This is a genomic window from Spirosoma koreense (assembly GCF_054777875.1).
Map to the genome: position 1 here is coordinate 64,120 of NZ_BAAHAC010000013.1, position 22,179 is coordinate 86,298.

General features: G+C 51.1%; 21 protein-coding genes. 6 read left to right on the forward strand and 15 right to left on the reverse strand.

The window, feature by feature from the left end; translation table 11 throughout:
* The 10 genes from ACYVC2_RS12160 to ACYVC2_RS12205 form a co-directional block, all read right to left on the reverse strand.
* The gene (locus ACYVC2_RS12160) at positions 1-513 is read right to left on the reverse strand and encodes a YybH family protein (protein ID WP_461102700.1); all 513 of its coding nucleotides are present in this window, start codon (positions 511-513) and stop codon (positions 1-3) included.
* A 22-nt stretch (positions 514-535) separates the two neighbouring features.
* The gene (locus ACYVC2_RS12165) at positions 536-940 is read right to left on the reverse strand and encodes a hypothetical protein (protein WP_461102701.1); all 405 of its coding nucleotides are present in this window, start codon (positions 938-940) and stop codon (positions 536-538) included.
* An 83-nt stretch (positions 941-1,023) separates the two neighbouring features.
* The gene (locus ACYVC2_RS12170) at positions 1,024-1,608 is read right to left on the reverse strand and encodes a GNAT family N-acetyltransferase (RefSeq protein WP_461102702.1); all 585 of its coding nucleotides are present in this window, start codon (positions 1,606-1,608) and stop codon (positions 1,024-1,026) included.
* The gene (locus ACYVC2_RS12175; RefSeq protein WP_461102703.1) at positions 1,590-2,834 is read right to left on the reverse strand and encodes a DUF1624 domain-containing protein; all 1,245 of its coding nucleotides are present in this window, start codon (positions 2,832-2,834) and stop codon (positions 1,590-1,592) included. Before ACYVC2_RS12175 ends, ACYVC2_RS12170 begins: the two co-directional genes overlap by 19 nt.
* A 108-nt stretch (positions 2,835-2,942) precedes the next feature.
* The gene (locus ACYVC2_RS12180; RefSeq protein ID WP_461102704.1) at positions 2,943-3,437 is read right to left on the reverse strand and encodes a RidA family protein; all 495 of its coding nucleotides are present in this window, start codon (positions 3,435-3,437) and stop codon (positions 2,943-2,945) included.
* A 60-nt stretch (positions 3,438-3,497) separates the two neighbouring features.
* A complete protein-coding gene (locus ACYVC2_RS12185) occupies positions 3,498-4,037 on the reverse strand; it encodes a YybH family protein (RefSeq protein WP_461102705.1) in 540 nt (179 codons plus the stop codon).
* A 56-nt stretch (positions 4,038-4,093) separates the two neighbouring features.
* On the reverse strand, positions 4,094-4,588 hold the full coding sequence (locus ACYVC2_RS12190; RefSeq protein WP_461102706.1) for a YybH family protein: 495 nt from the start codon (positions 4,586-4,588) through the stop codon (positions 4,094-4,096).
* Positions 4,589-4,671: 83 nt separating this feature from the next.
* Positions 4,672-5,607: an NAD-dependent epimerase/dehydratase family protein gene (locus tag ACYVC2_RS12195; protein ID WP_461102707.1), complete on the reverse strand. Its 936-nt coding sequence runs from the start codon at positions 5,605-5,607 to the stop codon at positions 4,672-4,674.
* A gap of 81 nt (positions 5,608-5,688) precedes the next feature.
* Positions 5,689-6,462 (reverse strand): hypothetical protein, encoded by a 774-nt coding sequence (locus tag ACYVC2_RS12200; RefSeq protein WP_461102708.1) that lies wholly within the window; start codon positions 6,460-6,462, stop codon positions 5,689-5,691.
* Between the two features lie 212 nt (positions 6,463-6,674).
* The gene (locus tag ACYVC2_RS12205; protein ID WP_461102709.1) at positions 6,675-7,412 is read right to left on the reverse strand and encodes a LytR/AlgR family response regulator transcription factor; all 738 of its coding nucleotides are present in this window, start codon (positions 7,410-7,412) and stop codon (positions 6,675-6,677) included.
* A 307-nt stretch (positions 7,413-7,719) separates the two neighbouring features.
* On the opposite strand from ACYVC2_RS12205, the gene ACYVC2_RS12210 reads away from it, so the two are divergent.
* Complete coding sequence (locus tag ACYVC2_RS12210) at positions 7,720-8,202, forward strand: TonB family protein (RefSeq protein ID WP_461102710.1); 483 nt, start codon at positions 7,720-7,722, stop codon at positions 8,200-8,202.
* Between the two features lie 72 nt (positions 8,203-8,274).
* Complete coding sequence (locus ACYVC2_RS12215) at positions 8,275-8,871, forward strand: hypothetical protein (RefSeq protein ID WP_461102711.1); 597 nt, start codon at positions 8,275-8,277, stop codon at positions 8,869-8,871.
* A 699-nt stretch (positions 8,872-9,570) separates the two neighbouring features.
* Here ACYVC2_RS12215 and ACYVC2_RS12220 read toward each other — a convergent pair.
* The 5 genes from ACYVC2_RS12220 to ACYVC2_RS12240 form a co-directional block, all read right to left on the reverse strand.
* Complete coding sequence (locus ACYVC2_RS12220; protein ID WP_461102712.1) at positions 9,571-10,017, reverse strand: hypothetical protein; 447 nt, start codon at positions 10,015-10,017, stop codon at positions 9,571-9,573.
* A 33-nt stretch (positions 10,018-10,050) separates the two neighbouring features.
* Positions 10,051-10,341 carry a hypothetical protein gene (locus ACYVC2_RS12225; RefSeq protein ID WP_461102713.1) on the reverse strand — a complete coding sequence of 97 codons (291 nt, stop codon included), beginning with the start codon at positions 10,339-10,341 and terminating at the stop codon, positions 10,051-10,053.
* A gap of 1,411 nt (positions 10,342-11,752) precedes the next feature.
* Positions 11,753-12,937, reverse strand: coding sequence for a n-acyl-d-glucosamine 2-epimerase (locus tag ACYVC2_RS12230; protein WP_461102714.1), 1,185 nt, complete (start codon positions 12,935-12,937; stop codon positions 11,753-11,755).
* 16 nt (positions 12,938-12,953) lie between these two features.
* Positions 12,954-14,159 carry a sialidase family protein gene (locus tag ACYVC2_RS12235; protein WP_461102715.1) on the reverse strand — a complete coding sequence of 402 codons (1,206 nt, stop codon included), beginning with the start codon at positions 14,157-14,159 and terminating at the stop codon, positions 12,954-12,956.
* A 10-nt stretch (positions 14,160-14,169) separates the two neighbouring features.
* On the reverse strand, positions 14,170-14,874 hold the full coding sequence (locus ACYVC2_RS12240; RefSeq protein WP_461102716.1) for a FadR/GntR family transcriptional regulator: 705 nt from the start codon (positions 14,872-14,874) through the stop codon (positions 14,170-14,172).
* Between the two features lie 208 nt (positions 14,875-15,082).
* Between ACYVC2_RS12240 and ACYVC2_RS12245 the strand changes: the two genes are divergently transcribed.
* The 4 genes from ACYVC2_RS12245 (at position 15,083) to ACYVC2_RS12260 (ending at position 22,177) form a co-directional block, all read left to right on the forward strand.
* Positions 15,083-18,382, forward strand: a complete 3,300-nt coding sequence (locus ACYVC2_RS12245; protein WP_461102717.1) for a SusC/RagA family TonB-linked outer membrane protein — start codon at positions 15,083-15,085, stop codon at positions 18,380-18,382.
* Between the two features lie 18 nt (positions 18,383-18,400).
* Complete coding sequence (locus ACYVC2_RS12250) at positions 18,401-19,924, forward strand: RagB/SusD family nutrient uptake outer membrane protein (protein ID WP_461102718.1); 1,524 nt, start codon at positions 18,401-18,403, stop codon at positions 19,922-19,924.
* A 166-nt stretch (positions 19,925-20,090) separates the two neighbouring features.
* On the forward strand, positions 20,091-21,023 hold the full coding sequence (locus tag ACYVC2_RS12255) for a dihydrodipicolinate synthase family protein (RefSeq protein WP_461102719.1): 933 nt from the start codon (positions 20,091-20,093) through the stop codon (positions 21,021-21,023).
* A gap of 5 nt (positions 21,024-21,028) precedes the next feature.
* The gene (locus tag ACYVC2_RS12260) at positions 21,029-22,177 is read left to right on the forward strand and encodes a Kelch repeat-containing protein (RefSeq protein ID WP_461102720.1); all 1,149 of its coding nucleotides are present in this window, start codon (positions 21,029-21,031) and stop codon (positions 22,175-22,177) included.
* Positions 22,178-22,179: the final 2 nt, after the last annotated feature.

Sequence of the window (22,179 nt, forward strand, 5' to 3'; positions counted from 1 at the left end):
TCACTTATCCTTCTGATCCTCGTTGTTGATATCGCGGATGCAGATAAATTTTCCGTCGCGTTTTTCGAAAATTCCCATGTATTTGCCGGTGCTCACTACGTTGCCAGCCGCGTCTTTCACCGTTGTCTTCCCGACTTCGGTCACTACGTTGCCATCGCCGTACACATCCATCGTCTCGTAGGAAACCGTAGTTCCGGCCTTGCGCGCTTTCATACTTTTGAGCAACACCTGCCGGATGGCATCCTTTCCCACGGACATGGGTTCGTCGTCGGCCATTTCTATGGCATCGTCTGTGTAGAGTGCCATTACTTTGTCGATGTCCTTAGCGGTTGTGGCGCTGGCCCATTCGGTTTCAATGGCTTGTATTTCCGTTTTGATGGCGGCCATATCGGGTTTAGCCGCTACCTGCTCAGTGGTAGCTTCTGCTTTTTGGGCGGGGGCGTTGCAACCAGTAACGCAGATAGACGTAAGGGCAACAATGGTCAGGAGTAGGGTAAATGGATTGGTTTTCATTAAGTTTTTGATGGTTAGACGATTAAGGTACTCTCACTAAGCGACGGTAGAGTTCAACGGCTTTTATTTTCTCGTACACCGTACCAAGTTTTTTATCTGCTTCCTGAAACGATTTGTCGTCGTGGATTTTCTGGTACGCGTTGGCATTGGGCCAATTGCCCTCAAAGAAGTAGTGGTATTTGTCGGCTCCTTTCCCGTCTACTTTGTAGAGTGTATATCCGGCGTTACTGTACCCCAGGCGTTTAATGATCGTGTTCAGCTCGCCAATCAACGCCGACAGTTGGGCCTCCGTTACACCCGCTGGCATATCGAAAAGGTGAATACTTTTGAGCGAAGTCGTTGCCGTTTGCTGAGCCTGTGCAGAGGCCGACATGCCGAGGCTAACCAGCAGCCAAAGAGCAGCCAGGGAAATCAGGAATTGTTTCATGGGTTTGATTGGTTAGTTTGACTGTTTTAAGATCGGTCCCCCGGCAGTATAGGCTGGGTTTATCTGTCCTTATCAGTTCGGACTTACGTAGCGTCGTCCGTTAAATCCAATTCCATAAACAACAAATAGTCTTTAAACTCTGCGGGGATTTCCATTTCCGGATACGCGTCAATGTCACGAAATCCGAAACGTCTATATAAGGCGTGAGCGGCTTCCATAAACTTCGGATTGTCAAGCCGAATTTGTTTATAACCGACTTTTTTTGCTTCAAGTAAAAGTCGGTCAAGGATAGCTCGTCCAGCTCCAATTCGTCTAGTAGCTGGATCAACAAACATCCGTTTTATTTCACCGATGTCGGAGTTGATACGTTTCAGACTTCCAAGCCCACATACTTCACCTTCGTAAATAGCCAGGATTAGCTGTCCGTAAGGAGGTTGAAACTTGCCAATCTGTTGGATATCCTGGTCAACTGCTTCTTTGGGATTATGAGGATGGACGCCATATAGTTCCTGCATTCTGTCGTTACCCCAAACTAAGTAGTCAAACCATAATTTTTTAACGGCTTCCAGGTCGTCAGGAATGACAACCGTTCTTGTTTTTACATTTTCACTTTTGCTCATTTCCTGACTGGGTTTTGGTTTTTTACTTTCTACAGATAGCTCAGCCACCACTGCTCTTTGTGGGTCGTTTTGTAGGCATCATACCAGCGACACAGGGGATACAACGACGCGACAACAGCTAGCCAAATGAGATAAACCACCCCAAGATTGTAGCCTCCATCGCCGGGTAGCACAAACCGCATCGGTATGATTTGCAGCGATTTATCGGCCTCCGTCATGGAATGGCCAGCGGCAAAAAAGACAAGCATGCGCAGGGTGTGCAGGACATAAAAATGGATCGTGTAATAAAAAAAGGCCGTTCGTCCGTAGATGCGCAGCACGGCCGTAATGCGATTGTGTATGTTCTCCAGCAACGCCAGTCCCAGCAGTCCCGGCCCTACCGTAATGCACATGTACAGCAGCGATGGTGGGTATTTATGCACCTTCAGGAACGAGAATAGCGTTGTGAGACCGTTTTTCTGGACGCTCCAGGGGAAGGGGTCGCCGTATCCATTCAGCAAACGCAGCCCCACAAATAACCCAATGGCTCCGGCACCGAGATAAACCAGCCACTGTTGACGCTTCTGGGCCGCAACCGTTGGCTCAAACAGACGGCCCAGGCAGTAGCCCATCATCATTAGCCCCAGCCACGGAAGAAACGGGTACAGTACCACAATGACCCGACCGGGTGCGTATTCAAACACACGGTGATCGCCACCATGAAACAGTGCCCACCAAAAACCCGATGTAAATCCCGGTGCCTGTTCCACCGCATCCAGCAGATTATGGCCTAAAACGATCGCTAGACTAATGCTCAGTATGGCCCGGAACGGCAGCCACGTCAGCCCGGCCATGAACACCATGCTGATGCCCAGCGACCAGAAAACGACCAGCGTGATGGGATTAAACAGGGTAAACGTATCCGCCGGTGCAATCAGGAGCACCTCGGCTACAATGAGCCATATACCCCGTTTCAGCAGAAACAGACTCAACTCGCTGCGCGATTTTCGTAAACCCTGCAGGTAGATGGACGTACCGGACAGCAAGGCAAACGTAGGGGCGCAGAAGTGGGTAATCCAGCGGGTGGCGTACAGAACCGGTGTGGTGGTATCGAGATTGAGCGGGTCGTCGGTGTAGGCCTGGGCGTGGAAGAAATCGCGCGTATGATCCAGCGCCATTATGATCATAATCAGGCCCCGCAGTACGTCGATGGACTCGATACGGCTTTTGATGAATGAAGGCGCTGGGTTGAGGGAGCCTTCGATTACCGATGTATGAGGGAGCGGAAAGGTCATTTCAATATAGCGGCTAACACTCGTTTATGTGTTCTGGAGGGTTTGAATAACCTCAGGCAGGAATCTGTCGAAAACGATGAGGCTCATCATCGAATTTGCTTAACTGAATTAGCGCACTTTATAGGCTTCTAACTCGATCTCAATTAGCTGGCCGGGCAGCGCTAACTCCTTCACGCCAAGCCACGACCCGGTCGGAAACTGCTTTTTGTAGATTGTATTTCGGTAAGCCGACTGGTTCACAAATTCGGGCATGTTCGTGGTCAGAATATTCTCTACCACAACGTCGTCCCAGCTGTAGCCATAGTGCTTCAGGATTTTGTCCAGATCAGCGTAGCAATTTTTCATTTGCTGGCCCAGATCGCCTTTCGCCGTCAGGTTTCCTTTCTCGTCCATACTGACCGCGCCCGATATTTTCAGTTCATTGCCAATCCGAACGGCGTGGGTATAGCCATAGGCTTTTTCGACTTCGGGCCGTAACAGAAAGTACTCCGGTGCATCGGATTGAGACGCTGGTTTCTCATCTGCTTTTTGGGGGGCGGTATTGCAACCGACTGTAAACAGGATCAGGGCGGCAAAAACAGGAATAAATTGGTCTATTTTCATAGGTCTATCGAATAGAGAAAAGGCTACGAGGAGATAGGTTTTATAAGCGCTCTGTATTTGCTACTTGACGGCTACCGGTGGCGATGCAGACTCCTGGTAAAACGTCGCTTTCCACGCGCCATTGATTTTGGTGAAGAGCATCGTTCCGGACACGTTTTCGTAGTGTAATTTCTGGCCGTTTTTGAGCGTAGCGTCCTGACTGTGGTTGAAAGCGTAGAGAACCTGTGAGTCGGATAGTATCCGGATGGCTTCCTTTTTGGGCGTAAGTTTGAACGAAGCCATCTGGCTGAATCCATCCGCATTCAGTTTTTTTAGTGAGCCGTAGTCCCCAACGGTGCCATCTGGATTAATTGACAAAAAATCCGGTGAATCCTCGAAGAACGACATGCATGTCTCGATATCCAGTTTCTCAACGTTTTTAAAAAATTCTTTCGTGAGGGTGTCAATTTCCTTTTCATCTACCTGGACTGGTTGAGATGCCTGGACCGACGCGTTAGTCGTTTGGGTAGCCGTTTCTTTGGCGGGGGTGTTGCAACCGGCGGCAAACAGGAACATGGCCATAACAACGGCCAGCATCTGAAGTAATTGATTGGTTTTCATTTGGGTTTGTGAGGTTAAAAAGGAGTTGTCAAACAGGGTTGATTAAATTCATTGACTTACTTAGCCATAGGCAGGGGTAAATCGGAGTTGGATATGTCGCGGAAGGGTTTCCATTTACCGGCTTCTTTTTTCCAGAGGACGATGTACTTGTCCTTGATCACCTGCGTACCGGCTTTATCGAATAAGCTTGACTGGCCCTCCTCCGAAACAAAATCGCCGGTTCCCCACACGTCGATGGCCTTGAACTCAGCTCTGGCGATTCCATAACCAAGGACGTTGTGTATAACAGTCTGGATGTTTTTGCGGCCCACAATAGCCGGTGCGTTTGAAAACATCAGTTTCGCATCTTCAGTATAAAAATTGGCCATGCCCACGGAGTCGCCTTTGGCGATGTAGCCCGCGAACTCAATATTGGCGGCTTCGATTTCTTTTTTAAGCGTGGCATTATCGACCGTTACGGCACTTTCTTTGGCGGGCGCATTACAGCTAACAGTAAACACAAGCAGCGTGGCAAAAGCAGCCAGTATCAGGGGTAGTTGATTGGGTTTCATTGAAGTTTGATTCGGTTTTTAAGATTTAGCTACAGCGTGTAGGGTTATATGCATGGATTGGAGGAATTCATGAGCCAGTGTTGCTACACCACCTGGTGCAGCGTTTCCTGCGCTGGACGAAACGTAACACCGAGGTCGCTGGTGGCCAGCGTATTGCTGTACACGGTGGCGGCTTCGGCTACGGGCGGTTGCTGGTTCAGCATGAGCGATAAATCGGAGATGCGGTAGCTCTCGCTCGAAATGAGGTAGTTTTTTCCATGCAACCCCGGTCGGGTAGCCGCCTGAAAAACAGCCTCGGCCACATCGCGCACATCCACCACCGCGAAAACTATATCCGCAGCGAACATCATCTCGACGAAAGGATTGGGGGCAATCTTGTTCTTGAACAGGTACATGAACTCCTGCGAAGTCGAGTCGGTACGGGCCGATAGGGGAGGTCCCATCACCGAAACCGGCGCCAACGAGGTGATTTGGAACCCAATAGTGGGGTCTTCTGCGACAAACTTTCGCACAACCTGATCGGCCAGAAACTTGGCTTGTCCGTAGGGATGGTCCTCCGCACTGAACCAGGGCGTATCGGCTTCGGAAAACACCTGACCGGGTGCCAGGGCGGGTGGTGGCATTGGAAACGAAGTGTTCCAGGAGGCCACCGATGCGATAAATACCGCACTTTTGAGTCCCTCGGTTCGACTGGCTATGGTTAGAAAATTTTCCGTACCCTGAATGGTTGGGTCCAGCAGGTCGCGCTGCGGGTCTTCTACTGCCAGTTGAAAAGGTGTGCCGCCGTGTACTACAATGGCGCATCCCTGCATAAAGGACTCCAGCGTAGCCATGTCGCGCACATCGCAGGCTTCCAGAGTTAGGTTTTCCGCCTTGTCGAGGGTGCTCAGGTGGGCGTACTTTTGGGTATTGGCTGGGTCAGAAGCCGACACCTTCACGGCGTAGCCTTCGGCCAGAAATTTTTGAGTGACGTAGCTGCCAATGAAGCCAGCTCCGCCAAGGATACCTACCGTTTGCATAAAGTGTGGCTTTGTTTAAGCCGCCGGGAAGAATAGTTGCCGGCAGGAGTTGACTACATGTGGTTATTGAGGAAAGGGTATTTAGTTCGCTGCTGAATACGACAAATCAGGCCGGAAGTGGCCAATTCTCGATTCTATGCGCCGGATGAAAGGCTTCAGTTCGGCAATGAGGTTCTTGAACCCGGTTCGAAAGTCTTCCGTATTAGCCCCATCTCTCGCTTTAAAGTCGGCTTGACTTTTGGCCAGGTCTTCAACCAGTACAAAATTTTCGCAGGTACCGAACCGGCTCATATATACGTTGTAAGGAATCTTGCCCGCTTTACTGGTATAGAGTTCCTTAAACCGGTTGAACAGAGCCTCTACTTTACGCTGATGCTGCGGTTCGTAATAGAAGTAATCGTACCCTCGGTAGGCGTACTCCGACTGACTGGTTTGGTCAGGTGCGTAGGAATACTGCGGGAGGTACACCATATAATCGTGGTAACTGGGGTAGCACTTGTCAAAATCGGCAATTAAAGTAGCGAAGGCCTCTTTACCCATCTTCTCCTGCAAGGGAGCCAGCGAGTCTTTGTTGAGGTCGGCCATGTGCTCGATTGGCGCGATGGTGTAATACCGAAGGTCATTGTCCTGAATCGTGAGCCAGCCATGGTGTATGCCCTGTTTTCTGCATTGACTGACGAGCTCCTGCGAGACACGTTCGTACTGGTCTGCCATCGTTGGCATAACGGGGGCCTCGTGGATGCGAAAGAGCTGCGGTTTAGTACGCGTGGTCTGAGCCTGTAGCACCATAGCGGACAGGAGCCACACAAAGCAAAAAATCTTCGGAGAACGAACCTTGGTAAAAAGGAGCCGCATAGTTAAGAACGCTTTGGGGTGGATTAGAAATGGCTGGCCCAATCGATTCGACAAAATGATAGGGCCAACAACGAATCTAAACTACCGCCAACATGCTCTCAAGCCAAGTGCTAAAGGACGAACACACGGGTTTACTGTCCGAAGGCCGGGAATTACTTACCGTGGGAATAAACAGATAGCGCTAAGGTTGATCAAGTGACTGATTTTGAGGCTCAAATAGTCTGGATTCGTTTCAGCAATGCCTCGCGCAGATTGTGGCTTAGAGGAATCGTTTTACCCTTAATCCCGATATAACCTTCGGCCACCTCGTCGACCTGCGTCAGATTTACCAGATAGGACCGGTGCACCCGCACAAAATAATTGGTGGGGAGTTTATCTTCCATCACCTTCAGGGTCGTTGTCAGCAGGTATTCTTTGCCCGCCGTGTAGAGGTGGCAGTAGTTGCGGTCGGCTTCCACGTAGAGAATATCGGCGATGAAAATCTTGATGATCTTTTCCCGATTCCGAACAAAAATCCGGTCACTAAGTACAAAAGGTGCGTCGGGAGCAGGGCCTACAGTGGCGTGGTGTTCGCTGGCCAGGCGGCTAATGGCCAATTCGATGGCTCGTTGTAGCTCAATTGCCCGGATCGGCTTGGATATGAAGGCATAAGGGTGGGTTTTTTTTGCCCGGTTAAAAGTCTCTTCATCCGTATTGGCCGTGACGTAAATAATCGGGATGTTCCACTGCTGGTGGATCGCATGGGCTGTGTCGATACCGTCGAGTGCGCCTTTAAGACTGATATCGAGCAGAATCAGGTCAGGCCGGTTGGTTTCAGCGTGTAGGATGGCTTCTTCGCCCCGAGGAACAATCCCGCTGACCTCATAGCCAAGTTTAGTAAGTTGCAGGGCGATGTTGGCGGCAATGATCATGTCGTCCTCCACGACGAGCAACTTCAAAGGGGTGTCCATTCCATTCTATTTATTGATCATTCGTCAGGTAATCATTACGCACGTACCGAAAGGTTGGACTCGGTACCGGGTGCCTCCTTTTGGTAAGGGATTGTATATGTTAACTGAGAAAGTAAAGATAAGTCGTTAGCGGTAATTGTACTTATTCTGGTCAAGTTGTATAAGTATTGTAACTGTTGCAGAAATCAGGGAATACTGTGGCTACCCCTTGCTACTTTAGTTCAGTTGATTCCACCCCTTGTCAAGTTAGTAGTAGTTATAGGAATTGGCTGCTTTTGTAATATAAATATAGTAGTTGGCTGATGCAATGAAGATTACATTATTTACCATGCTTGTCTTAGCCCAATGCTTGGCTTTTGGCCAAGATGACACCAAGACCATTCGATTTGATCCCGTCTTCATCCATACCCTTACCAAACACCTTATCTACCCGGCCGATGCAGAAAAGACACGCATGCAGGCTAAGATTTATGTGCGCTTTTCAGTAACCGAGGAAGGTCATATCCAGGATATTTTGATTTTAAACCCTCAAAAAACAGGCTTTGATTTCGAAGCGCAGGTCTTAAGAGCTTTCAAAAAGTTGCCTCCTCTTAGTCACCGCTACGCTGGTGGCTATGTTTTGCCCATTGCGTTTGTGTTCGAAAATGAGAAGCCATTAGGCTCACTTCCAGCTTCCTATTATTCTGGTTACAGTTTACTGAATGAGTTTCAAATTGTGGGTGATGTACGACCTTATAAACAGTATTTGCCCATTTTACAGAGAATGTCAGCCACTGGAAGGCGATTCTAGATCTAATGCTTTCAAAAGAAGAATTAGAGTTTTGCAACAGCCACAACCGCTATGAGATGTTTAGGCTTTTACATGATGCTTTGGCTGGCCTCTGCCGGCTGTGCCCGGCAAAGCCGCCTGTCGGCATTCAGCCGATTTACTGTATCCAGCCGTCTGAATGACTCGGTTTGGTATGGCTCGGGCCAACTCCTGCGCCTAAAAGCGCCTAATCAGCGCTTAGACGATATTCGACAAGTTAATCTGCTTGTCTACACTGATATTGATTATCCGGGTATGGGCAGCGGCCCCAATACCAATACGAATAATGGGTGCGTAGATCCTGAGTGTACCCGAACCCAGATCCTAATGATTTATAACATCCCCTTGAAAAAAGGGCGAACGTCGATGGCTAGACTAAATCAAAGGGGCCAGCCGCAAGAGTCCACGCACCTATCCTATGTGGGCAACGCTGGCGGACTGACCAAACGTTATGTCTACCAGGGTCTCAAGCCGGGTTGGGTAAAGGTAACCAAGGTTGACCGAGTTATGGGTATGGTAGAAGGCCGGTTCTCCCTGTCGTTGAGTGAGGATAAAGGCGTTTATAATCGTCTGCAGAATGGCATGCCGGAAACGGCCCGGTTTAGGGATGGCTACTTTCGCGTAAAAATCACCGATGTCACCCTTAAGTAAGCCCAATAGAGCTAACCTGGTGAGTAGAACGATAGGTCATCTATGATGAAAAAACAGGGTGGTGACATACGATGTCACCACCCTGTTTTACAACCTAAGTAAATTAAACTATTTTGAGGGGTGTTGCATAAGTGCCGTTATGTTAACCTACCTGAATATTGACCCATATCGGCCTACTAATAATTGCCGCATCTTACGGTCATAACAAACCAAGCTGGGCGGAGATACACACCCACCATGAAGAGTCACAATACCGAACTCGTCCTTTAAGTCATCAGCGATTCCAATTGAAGGAGAGTCCTGATCTGGTAAGCCCCACTTAAAGATCTGGTAATTGTGGCGGGCGAAATTACGTACAGCAAGCTTTTGTGCTTCCTGGCATGTACTACACTGATTGTAAAGTTTGATATACTCTGGACTTAAGTAGGAAGGCGGCAATAAGAAGAAGTAACTACTTGCAACCACTAATAGCGTAATCGTTAGGCTATTAGTCCAGCCTATATGTGGAATAGGATATTTCTTTAGCTCTATCATGATGGAAGTAATGTACTCAACCAGCCTTGTAGTGATGATTAAAGTATGCAGATTCTCTAAAAAATCTGTTGTATAATCTGGAATATGTTAAGAGATTAAAGTCAGAAGTTGTGTATAAAGCAAAAATTTAGCATTCTAGGTATTATCTAATAAGTTACGCGTCTTCTAGCTACCTAACTCTGAGTATAAAGACTTCACAGTATACCACTTCCCTTTGCTGAATTTGTATAAAACAACGACGGTAGAGCCTTGAGAAAGTATTCCAGCTATGACAGTAGAATCCTTTGGATTGAAAACAGGCTTCATTAATAGAATAGTATGTTGGTCAACCTTTTTTGAATAGTTCACTTTAGTACTAATAGGAATAATCTCCTTAGTTTGATTTGTAGTTACAGTATCCATTTTATCAATCTTGCCTATTTCCTTTTCGACCTTGGATTTTATATGATTCCAGCGCGGGGAGTACAAACTGAATGTCTTATCGAAGACCTTAACTCTGGAATTGGTTATCTCTCGGTTAAGGAAAAAATGCATAAAATTTTCTATGGCAGAGCGATTTGGCCAAACAGCACTACCAAGGAGACTTAATACTGTATAAAGGCTGATGATCATGTTAGATTTAATAGTTATATAAGTGCAATTATGTTAACCCAGGCTGTTTTTTGCCTGATCTGCAATTTTTTGTGCAATCAGTTCACACCTCTGACGATTGCCAAATAAGCCCATTGTGTGCATTTCTATTTGGAAAAGCTCTTTAGCCATAACCTCAGTTGTTGCCCCCTCAATCGCTAAGTTAAACAACCTAGGAGTATAGGATTGATACTCATCCTTGGCCTCAGGTATATCATTGACCCCAATAGGGTCCCACTCCTCCCAGAGCAACTTATCTATCCATTCGTATAACTGCTGTTGCTCCTTATCTATATTTTGCACCATTTCCCTGTTGTATAATCTGGATTATGTTAAGCCAATATAGCTAAATACTTACTTTTCAAATTGTTGCTAGCCGCTTGGTGAGTAACATAACCACTTCTTAGGCTTACAGAGTCAAATCCGAGCATTGATGAAATACTCCTTTGCTTTCTTGACCAACATCAGCTTGAATGCCTTGACGCTGGCTGTTGCGCTGGCAGCCATCCGTAATCACTTCATGGGTTGGCTTGAAGCTGGGGTAATCATAGGTGGGCTACTGCTGCAAGGGTTTCTTTGCTGGACCAGGCCAGCCAGAGCGAATTGGCTGGTGCAGCATAGCCTGATAGGCCGATTAGTCGTACTAGGCTCTGTTACGTTGTTCGTTCTAGCGAGCTCACCACAACGAAGTGTTCAAAATCTAAGTTTTTTAGTAGGTACTTATGCCGTGATCTCAACCTTACTTACCTGGAGTTCTGGGCTTCGTTTATGGCGACATAAGTGAGGGGTAGAATGGCTTTTTTTACTCTGTGACAAAAGGGTCAATTCTTGGAAAAGTTTCTTAACATAAGATTCGTGGCTGTTGCAAAAGTAGATCGGTGGTTGATAGTGACGAATTTTAGCCAACAACTATGATACTTTTGAGCGCTGAAACAGACGCATAAGGACTAAGATATCCGTCAGTCTGGACTTTTGCAACAGCCACATTTCTTATACAACAACCCTCAGAATAGTCCAATTTATCCAGATATAAAAAGGGTAGTGACATACGATGTCACTACCCTTTTTATACATGTTTTTATACAAATACCACGATCTAAAGATACCCTTCGTCAACTTTGTAACAGATGTCAGTAGGGATATAGATTTTCTCTACGTAAGGATTATTCGCATACGTACTCAGTATGGTATCAAGTGCAGTGGCGTAAGACCTAATTAGCTGGTTTAGTTTAAGCATACCGCTACTAATCTTCAACACAGACACAAAGGAGTACCGCCAGTTACGGATGTAGTTTTGCCTTCAAGTAGTTATCATTGGTCTACGTACTGATGACCATATCAAGAGCTGAACCGTAAGGATTACAGATCTGACTAACCTTAATTAATCGACTACTGGGAATAATGTACCAATTCAACTATCCAATCGTGTCATACTTTGCAATGACTGTGTTCCGGGCCTGATCTTCGACATAAGAATGGGCTTCGACTTCTTTGTACCGATGTAGCAGTGTATCATTCCTATAGAAGGTAAGCTAATCAAGCGCATGACTGCCTTTGGCGTTATCATGCACGATGCGCTGCATTTGCTGAGTATACCACCCAGATTTTAGCGTGAGTCTGCCTTTAGGCGTATTTATACTAACCTATTCACACTAACCAAAAGTGGCGAAATGTAAGGTTTTCAAACACGGAGCAATGCGCTTGTCCAGTTTTCTACTTATATCTTTTCCAGTACATTCCAGCACTGATATAGTCCCCGGGGAACGTGGAAGCAACCTTTCCACTTACCGCCTTTCAACGGTAGTAGCGTCTCGCCCTGCCGGTTCAGGTAACCAAACCATTCCCCATGGACCGGATCGGGGAAATGCGACCAGGTATACGCATGAACGCGCTCGAACCACTCCCAGCAGGCCTGGTTCCCGGTGAGCTGATAGCCTTTTAGCAAGCTGATCAGCGTTTCGATGTGCACCCACCAGAGCTTCTGATCCCATTCCAGTTGCTGGGGAGGATGGCCGTTCGCATCCATGAAATATAGAATGCCGCCAAAATCGTTGTCCCAGGCATAATTGAGGGTGTCGACGGTAATTTGTACCGCCCGCTCCAGCAACGTCCGATCCTTACGGCGGCCCGCCAGATCCATAATAAACCACATGGCTTCGATGGCGTGGCCCGGATTGAGCAGTCGACCTTCGAAGGAATCGGATACCCGCCCCTCGGGCGTGACATTCTCCCGAATCAACCCTAGGGCCGGATCGAAGAAAACTGTCATCACTTCGTGAATACATTCGTCAATGGTTTTCTCTACCAACGGCCTGTCCAGAAGGTGCTCGATTTCGAGCGCCAGGTTGCAGAGAATCATGGGCAGGGCGAAATTCTTCAGCGGTCGGGTTCCTGCAACGGCTTTATTCCAGGTTCCTTTGGGATTATCGCGCCGGGCCAGGATTTGCCGGAACGTGGACTCGGCGATGTGCCCATACTCGTCGTTGCCGGTGGCCAGCGAGAGTTGGCCAAAGGCCATGGTCGCAAAGCAATCGGAGAAAATGTTATAGGGCTGCACCAGTGGCTGACCGTCACGAGTCAGGGAAAAATACCAGTTACCATTCCTGGCCCGCCCGAACTTCCGTAGAAAATCGGCTCCGTGCTCAGCCATGCCGAGCCAGTCAGCTCTCCACTCTGCCGGTAGAGTACTCGCCCGGTTATGCAACATCGAAAACGTCCAGACTTGACGGGCCTGCAGCCAGATAAACTTGTCAGTATCGTACACGTTTCCTTCGCGGTCCAGGCACGTAAAGAAGCCCCCATATTGCCGATCGGGTGAAAAGCGTTGCCAGAACGGAAGTACGTCGTTCAACAGGTTATCGCGGTATTGGGCTGCGTATTGCGAAAAAGTCGTAGATGTCATGAGTGGGTAAGAGCTGTTACTGGGCCAGCCAATCGTAAGAAAAGTGCGTGTAGGTGATGGTGGTATAATTGTCCCGCTCGTAAAGAACACCGATCTGACCATCCTGCTGAATAACCAGATCCGAGTACGCAGCTGAACCAGGGTAGATTTCCCGGCCCGCCGACCAGGTCTTCCCATCATCCTGACTCAAGCGTATGGTCAGTTTTTCGCGTTTAGTCTGGCTGTTGGCATTGACAAAAAGCAGTACAAGCTTGTTGCCCCGTCGGTAATCAATCATGCTTCCCTGGCAGACCGGATCAGGTAGGTCGCTGGCCACCTCGACCCGCTCCCAGGTTTCACCCGCGTCGGTCGTGAAGGCCAGCAGTCGGCTTTTAACATCACCCGACTGGTTTCGGCTGTTCATCAGCAGGCTACCGGTCGAGGTTTCAGCCGCTGTACTTTCGTTGCCGCCGGGGTAGGTAACGGTGGCCGATAGCTTCCAGGTCTTTCCATGATCGTCGGAATAGAAGCCGTGCGCGCGGTAATCCCGGAATTGGGGCTGAACGGCCCCTTCCGAATGGTTTGCTGCTACGAACAGCCGACCTTTGTAGCGGCCGTTCTGAATTTGTAGGGCGTGTCCGGGTGTATTGGCATAGGATCGCCAATCCTCCGGGAAAGCATATCGGGGATTGACGTCCGGCTTGTTTGGTCGATTGACCGAGGTAGTAATGTTCACCGGTTCGGACCAGCTTATCCCCCCGTCGGTGCTGGTTTTGTACCACACCTCCCGGATCGCTTTCCCGTTCCGCACGTCTTTCTCGGATGCCGTGCCCGTATTGTACAGCAGGAACAGGCGTCCGGCCGGAAACCGTGGGTCAGTCCGGTCGACTACCGGAGCCGGATTACCCGCCTGGGCTACGCCATAGTCGGCCACCACACGCACAGCCCCCCAGGTCTGGCCGTTATCGCGACTGGTGCGAACCACAATGTCCACATCGCCGAAATCGCCACAGTCGGTTTTGCGGCCCTCCGCAAAAGCCAGCAACTCGCCGGTTGGCGCCTTGACAATGGCTGGAATTCGATAGCAGGTATAACCTCCATCGCCATTTCGAAAAACGACTGTTTCAGGCAGACCGGATGCGACGGGCGAAGTGGCCGTAACGGTTGGTTGAGCATCGCTCAGACGGTATATAGCCGAAATGCAGGCTCCAAGACTCAGATAAATCAGAAAAAAACAGCGCATAGACGAACCGTTAAAACAACCGCTGGAAATGGTTTTCGAAATGGTTGCGCATCGCATTCCGGAAGGTTTCGGGGTTGCCATGCTGGAGCACGTCGACCAGGCCCCGGTGCGACACGAATTTTTTGTGCTGGATCGGCTTTTTCAGCAGGCCGCTTTCATGAACGTATTTGAAAATTGGCAGGAGCATCCGTTGAAACCGGCGCAGGGTATTGTTGCCCGTGATGTCGTACAGTTTTCCGTGAAAACGAATTTCCTGCTCGGCATCGAACACCATCTCCTGCGTATTGAGCGGTTCCTCAGCCACAATAGCGTACAACTCATCGATGTCAGCCTGGGTAATCCGCTCGAACAGCAGATCGCCCATCCCGATTTCCAGCACCATCCGCAGCTCGAAAATGTCGCGCAGGGTCTCGTCATTTAAAATGCCGGGGTACATACTTTTTTCGAGCAGCGCGAGTGGGTCGGGATTAGTGATGACGGTGCCCCGTTTCTTCTTGGACTCGATTAGCCCCCGCGTCCGGAGTCGCAGCATGGCTTCCCGAATGACCGTTCGGCTGACGCCCAGTTGCGCAGCCAGCTCCACTTCCTTTGGAATGGCATCCCCCGCTTTCAATTGATTGGTATTGAAAAAGTCCAGCAAATCGGCTTCGATCTTATCAACAAGCGTATTCAGCTCATGCGATCTTGATTCGGCCTGGATACCAGCGTAATTCATATTATGTATGATTTAAAAAAATTATGCTTGTACATTAAGTCCGACAATATTCGGCAAAAAGAAGAATAAATAAAAAAATTTCCTTAATTTTTGATTATTAAGTATAACATAATAATTTTGGAGCATCGATTTATTCCTTGTTTCACCCAAAATCAGGTAGGCGATGCCGACTTATCCAAAATCTACTAGGCTATATGTAATACTTATTATGGGCCTGTTTATGTATCTGCCGGGCTGGGCGCAGACAGCCACCCTCACGGGGACCATTCGGGACAAGCGCACCGGGGAAGGATTACCCGGCGTCAACATCACGATCAAAGGGACCAGCCGGGGTACGGTGACCGACAGTGACGGCCGGTTTTCAATCCCTGCGCAACGGGAAGATGTGCTGGTTATTTCGCAGATCGGTATGTCGACTCAGGAAGTACCGGTTGGCGACCAGACCACACTAACCCTAGATCTGGCTGAAAGTGCCCGTAGCCTGGATGAGGTTGTCGTGGTGGGCTACGGCCAGCAAAGCCGACGGACGCTGACCGGCTCGGTGGCCAGTGTCGATAACACGGTGCTTAAGTCGGTCCCCCGTACGAACGCTGCTACAGCGCTGCAGGGTACTGCACCGGGTTTACGGGTTCAGCAAACGTCCGGTCAGCCCGGCGCAACGCCAACCATCGTACTACGGGGTGGCACGGATTTTAGCGGATCAGGGACGCCTTTATACGTCGTAGATGGGGTCATCGTTCCGTCGCTCTACGGAATCAATGCACAGGATATCGAGAAAATGGATGTCCTGAAAGATGCGGCTTCAACAGCTATTTATGGGGCCAGGGCGGCCAATGGAGTCATTCTGGTGACGACTAAAAAAGGGAAGAAAGGCCGTACATCGGTCACCTACACCTTTAAGCATGCGGCCAACTACGTCCGGCGAAACCCGATGCAGTATATGAGCGCCGAAGACTATATTAAATGGAACCGCCGGGGTCTGGCCAGCCGCTATGCTGCGGCCCAGGCCGACAACAACACGGCCGAAATGAACAACACCCGCAACCAGTTGACCGGGGCCTGGGGCTGGGGGCTAAACTCCGGCTGGACGGCGCCCGACGGCAAGTATTCGACCCAGCTACTTACGAATGCCAACCGAAGTTTGCTGAACGATTCGCAGTATCATCTGTTGGTGGACCAGAATCCGTTCAATTCGGCGCAGATGGACAGCATCCTGTACCGATCCACTACCCAGCGTCAACTCGAGGACCTGATTTTGCAGACGGGTGTGCTGAACGAACACTATCTCAACGCATCGGGCGGTAACGACATGGGCAATTTTTCGCTGGGCGTAGGTAGCCTGAGCGATCAGGGAATCATTATCGGTTCGGGTCTGAAACGGCTCAATCTGAATTTCAACGGGGGGCTGAACGTCGGCAAAAACCTGACCATCGGGTTGAACCTGGCGGCTTACAGCGCCACCAGTACCCCGTCTTACCTCACGGCCGATGCCAGTGGAAGTTTGTCTGGGGGGATTGTCCAGCGCTTTACAGGCATTGCGCCCACCGTCAGGCTGACGCGCGATGGCTCGGGCGAACAGCTGCCGGGCGTGGATGGCAGCACGCTGGGTAACCCGGCTTATTTCCAGGATAAGTTCATCAACAACACCTTCGAGCAACGGTATTCGGGTGGCCTGAATGTGGAATATCGGCTGACGCCTTTCCTGAAAGTGCTGGGCAGCGCATCGGGTTACTACCTCTACAACACGAATGACCAGTTTACCAAAGCGTATATCAACGGTACGGGCGGGGCACTGGTGGCTACCCGGAACGCATCGTTCGCCAACGTGCGTAGCAGCCAGTATACCTACAATGGTTTTCTGCAGTACGATAAGGATTTTGGCTTGCATACCGTGTCGGTGCTGGGGGGCGGGGAGTTTTACGAATACCGCCAGTACCGATACGGCGCTGCGGCCAATTTAGCCGCTACCGACTTTATTCCCTGGCTGTCGGCTTCCACAGCTGCGGTGGGCGTGCCCACATCTTCCTTCAGCAGCTGGCAGCGGCTGGCATCCGGAATTGGCCGGATCAACTACAGCTACGCCGATAAATACCTGCTGACGATGAACATGCGCTACGACGGGACCTCGAAGCTGATTACCAATCGTTACGGCTTCTTTCCGGGCGTATCGGCGGGCTGGAATCTGAACAACGAGCCGTTCTTCGCCAATTCGCCCCTGAAGCAGTACGTATCCGTACTTAAGCCCCGCATCAGCTGGGGCGTCAACGGCAGCATCAACCCGCTCGACGCCAGCGGTAATCCGATCATCGGCGACTACGCGACAACCCCCCAGTACGCCAACGTCGGTATCTACAACGGGCAGCCCGGTTTTGCCGCCAGCGGAATCACCAACACCAATCTGCGGTGGGAGCGGGCCAGCACGCTCAACCTAGGTCTGGACCTGGGCCTGTTTAGCAACCGGGTTACCGTCATTGCCGATTATTTTATTCGAAATGTCTACGACAAAATCTCCACGCTGAACATTCCGGCATGGACGGGCTACAACAGTTACGTTACCAACCTGGGGCAGTTGCAGAACCGGGGAATCGAACTGGACATCCGCACGCAGATCATCCGGCCTGAGCGCGAAGGTGGTTTGTCTTGGTCGGTCAATGCAAACCTCTACAGCATCAAAAATTTTGCCATCAAACTTCCCAACAATGGCCTGCCCCTGAACCGGCAGAATGCCTCGCAGGTATTCGATCCGACGACGAATCAGCTGGTATGGGTTGGTGGATTGCAGGAAGGGCAGCGCATCGGGCTGGATCAGATCTACGCCCCGGTTTACGACGGCATTTATACCACCCAGGCTGATCTGGATGCCCGCGCCAACCTGTACAACTCGTACCTGCCTTATACCAACAAACGGATTAAGCTGCTGGGCGATGCCCGCTGGCGCGATCTTGACCGGAACGACACGCTCGATTACCGCGACTTCGTGTATGTTGGCCGCACGACGCCCAGCATTCAGGGAGGCTTTTCGTCGAATCTGAGCTGGAAAGGCTTTACCCTGTTCGGCCAGTTCGATTATTCACTGGGCTTTGTCATTCTCAACCAGTCGTATCTGCGCGGGATGTCGCAGGTGCAGGGGTCGCAGAACGGGCCGGTGGACGTGACGAATACCTGGTCGCCGGAAAACCCGTCGGGCACGCTGCCCCGTTACTACTGGGCCAACTACGCCCGCAACTACTTCACCGACGCAGGCGGCAGCACCACGGCTCCGGCCAACTTCTGGCAGAAAGGAAACTACGTGGCGCTGCGGGAACTGACGCTCAGCTACGATACGCCCGCTCAGGTGCTGGAACGGCTGACCCACAAACGAGTTCAGGGCCTCCGGGTGTTCCTGACGGGCTCCAACCTGGTGTATTTTACCAAGTACAACGGCACGTTCCCCGAAGTAGGCGGCAATGATGTCGGACGCTTCCCATTACCCCGTACCGTTACGCTGGGCGCTACCATCAGTTTGTAACCTTCTCTTCGAACGATCATGAAAAAACACACCCTTGTCCTGACGCTGACCGGCTGTTTGAGCTTATCGTCGGGCCTTTTTTCCTGCCAGCAGCAACTGAATGACGTTGTGCCGCAGACTTCGCTCAACCAGTCGCTGGTACTGTCGGACGCCAACGCAGCGCAGACCCTTTATACAGGCGTTTATGCCTCCCTGCGAACCTACCAGGCGACCCTGTTTCAACTGGGCGAGATGCGCTCCGACCTCTGGGCGGACGGTCTTTATACTGAATCGGAAGACGGCACCCTGAAACAACTCTGGTCGCAGAACATCAGCGCGACCAATGTGCCCTTCACCAACTGGGCAGGGTTGTATACCCTGCTCGACCGGATCAACACGGTCATTAAATTATTCCCCAACTCTCCGCTGGTCGAAAGTACCCGCAATCGGTATCTGGCGGAGATGTACGGACTTCGGGCGTATGTGTATTATACGCTGCTCAGAACCTGGGGGGGCGTACCCATCACCACCGATCGCGTTACGTCGGTTGATAACCTGAGCGATCTGTACCGCGAACGGGCAACGCCGGAGGCCGTGATGCAATTGATAAAACGTGATCTGGAACAATCACTGAACTTGTTTGCGGGCGATAACACGTTTACGACCAAACGGGTCTACTGGAACCGGGCCGCTACCCTGACGCTCAAAGGGGATGTGTACATCTGGTCAGCCACCAACCTGGGGGGCGGAGCAACTGACCTGACCACGGCCCGAACGGCGCTGGAAGAGGTGAAAGCCCTCTCGACACTTGGGCTACAAACGAACTTCGCTGACGTCTTCGATCCTACTAAAGAAGCCAATAATAAGGAGATCATTTTCGCGCTCAGCTTTGAGAAGAACGAACTGACGATGAGTGCTTACGGAAGTTTTCAGGTCAACACGACGCAGGCTGGTACGCTGGTGCTCGATCCTGTGCCCGGTCCGGCGGTAACGGTCAGTTCGGCCTATCCCTACGTGGCGGGGGCCAGCCGGGTTGGGTTATCGCAGGCCATGATCAATCGCCTGAGTGATTCGAAAGACAGCCGGATACGATCGTCGTTTCGAGTCATGTACCGCAACACGACGGGTAACCCAACGGCCGGTGTGTTGTTGACGAAATTCATCGGTCGGGTCGACGCAGGTACGCAGCTGTACGACAATGACTTCCCGATTTACCGCTACGCCGACGTGCTGCTCCTGCTGGCCGAAGCCAAAGCCAAATCAGGTACGGATCCATCGACCGAGATCAATGCAATCCGGGCGCGGGCTTATGGTACCGGCTATACGTCTTACACAAGTGGCAGCCAGGATGCGAACATGAACGCCATCCTGGATGAGTACCTGCGCGAATTTATCGGGGAAGGCAAACGCTGGTGGGCGCTGCGCCGGGCGGGTAATGCGTACGTGTTCAATGCTGTCAATCCGGCGTATTTACCCGCTTCGCAGGCATACAAACTTTTGTTGCCGATTTCCGTAGCCATGCTGAATACGGACCCTAAATTGACTCAGACGCCTGGTTATTAACTAGGGTAATTTCTGTCCTGCCAAGGACGAAGCAACTCAGAGCTTCCTTTGTCAGCAGGAGAGAGCCTGTACAAACGAATAATTTTTTTTCATAGGTTGGTAGTTGGGGATTTCTCCGGAAATTTTTCCGGAGAAACCTGATCGCTGACTAAATCAAGTAACACGAATGACAACCTTTTCAAAAATTACCGGCCTGGTAGCCGCTCCGTTTACGCCGATGCATGCCAACGGACAGCTTCACCTCGACCTCATTCCCCAGTATGCCCGGATGTTGGCGCAGAACGGGGTTAAAGGCGCGTTTGTCGGCGGATCGACCGGCGAGGGCGTATCGCTTTCGTATCCCGAAAAACAGGCCTTGATTCAGGCGTGGGGAGCCGTCGATGAACCGGATTTACAGAAAATCATGCTGGTAGGAGGAACTTCACAAGCCGAAAGTATTCTGCTGGCTCAGGAAGCCGCCCGACACCGGTTCGATGCCGTGGCTGTGCTGGCGCCCTTTTATTTTAAACCCGCCACCGTAGAGATGCTGGCCCAGTTCTGCATCGGGATAGGCGAAGCCGTCCCTGATATTGGCCTGTATTTCTACCACATCCCGGCCCTGACGGGCGTGAATCTGCCGATGATCGACCTGCTGGCGTGCATCGATGGGCGATTACCCAATTTCCGGGGCATCAAATTTACCCACAACGACCTGATGGATTACCGACGCTGTCTGCTTTACGGCGATGGGCGCTATGACATGCTCTGGGGCTGGGACGAAATCTTTGTGGCGGCTATGGCGATGGGAGCCAGAGGGGCCGTAGGGAGCACGTTCAACTACGCAGCGCCGGTTTACCACGAATTAATGGCGGCCTTCGACGCGGGCGATATAACCCGGGCGCAGCAGATGCAGGACCGCTCCATTGCCATCGTGCGTCTGCTGGGTAAATACGGCGGAATCGCCACCGGCAAAGCGTACATGCGCGCCATTGGCTTGAATTGTGGCCCGTTCCGTCTGCCGGTTAAAAACATGATCGAGGAGCAGTACCAAGCTTTCCTGGCTGATTTACAGGCCATCGATTTTTACACGTATTCGTCAAAGGTGCCGGTGATGGTCTGAGATGCATGAGAACGTGGTTGATCAATCTATTGCTGATAATGAGCCTGTTGGGGAATATACCGACCAATGCCCAGCCGAATCTGCTGCTCTATCGTCAACTGCCGGACTTGCCCGAGGTTGACGGCAAACCGAATCCGGGTGTAGCCGGTGCCTTTGTGGGAACGAGCCACGGTGCGCTGCTGGTGGCGGGTGGAGCTAATTTCCCCAACGGTTACCCCTGGCAAAACGGGTCTAAAGTCTGGCAATCCAGCATTTATGTGTTAGAGCGGCTGGGCGAATCAATGCGCTGGCAACGGGCTGGTCATCTTGAAAAGCCATTGGCCTACGGAGCTTCGGTAGTCTGGAAGGATCGGCTTATTGGCCTGGGTGGTAATGATGCGAGCAGACGGTATGCCGAAGTTTTTACCCTGACCTGGGATGCTGACGCCAGGCAGGTGCTTACGGAACCATTGCCTCCGTTACCCCAGCCGCTGGACAATCTGTCAGCGGCCATACTAGGCGACGAACTGTACGTGTTCGGGGGCGAATCTAACCCGGGACCGGTAAAGAGTCTGTACGTGCTGAATCTTCTGAATTCAAAAGCCGGCTGGCAAACCCGTGCTGACCTGCCCGGTCCCGCGCGGGCCTTTACGGCACTGGTAGCCCTGACCGGGTCCGATAGTCCGTACCTGTATGTGCTGGGTGGTCGGCAAACGATTGATAATCGGACGACGGTTCTAAACGATGCGTACCAGTACGATCCAAAGCAGAACAGCTGGACACGTCTTCCCAACCTGCCGGTAGGTGTGGCCGCTCACGCAGCCGTTGGCTTCGGAACGAATCGGCTGGTATTGTTCGGGGGTGACGATGGTGTCCGGCTGCGGCAGATCGAAGCCCTGAATAACCAGATCGCAAAACAGCCTGACAGCGGGGAGAAGGCCACATGGATAGCGCAACGAAATGAGCTGCAGGCTAAACACCCCGGTTTTCGGCGGGAAATCTGGCAGTTCTTGATCGATACCCGGCGGTGGTCGGTACTGGGTCGTATGCCGTTTCCGGCGCCCGTTACGACCACCGCTGTTCACTGGGACAACGCTTTTGTCTTACCGTCCGGGGAAGTGTCGCCCGGAATTCGCACACCGGCTGTACGAGTAATAACCATCACTAATCCCTAAAC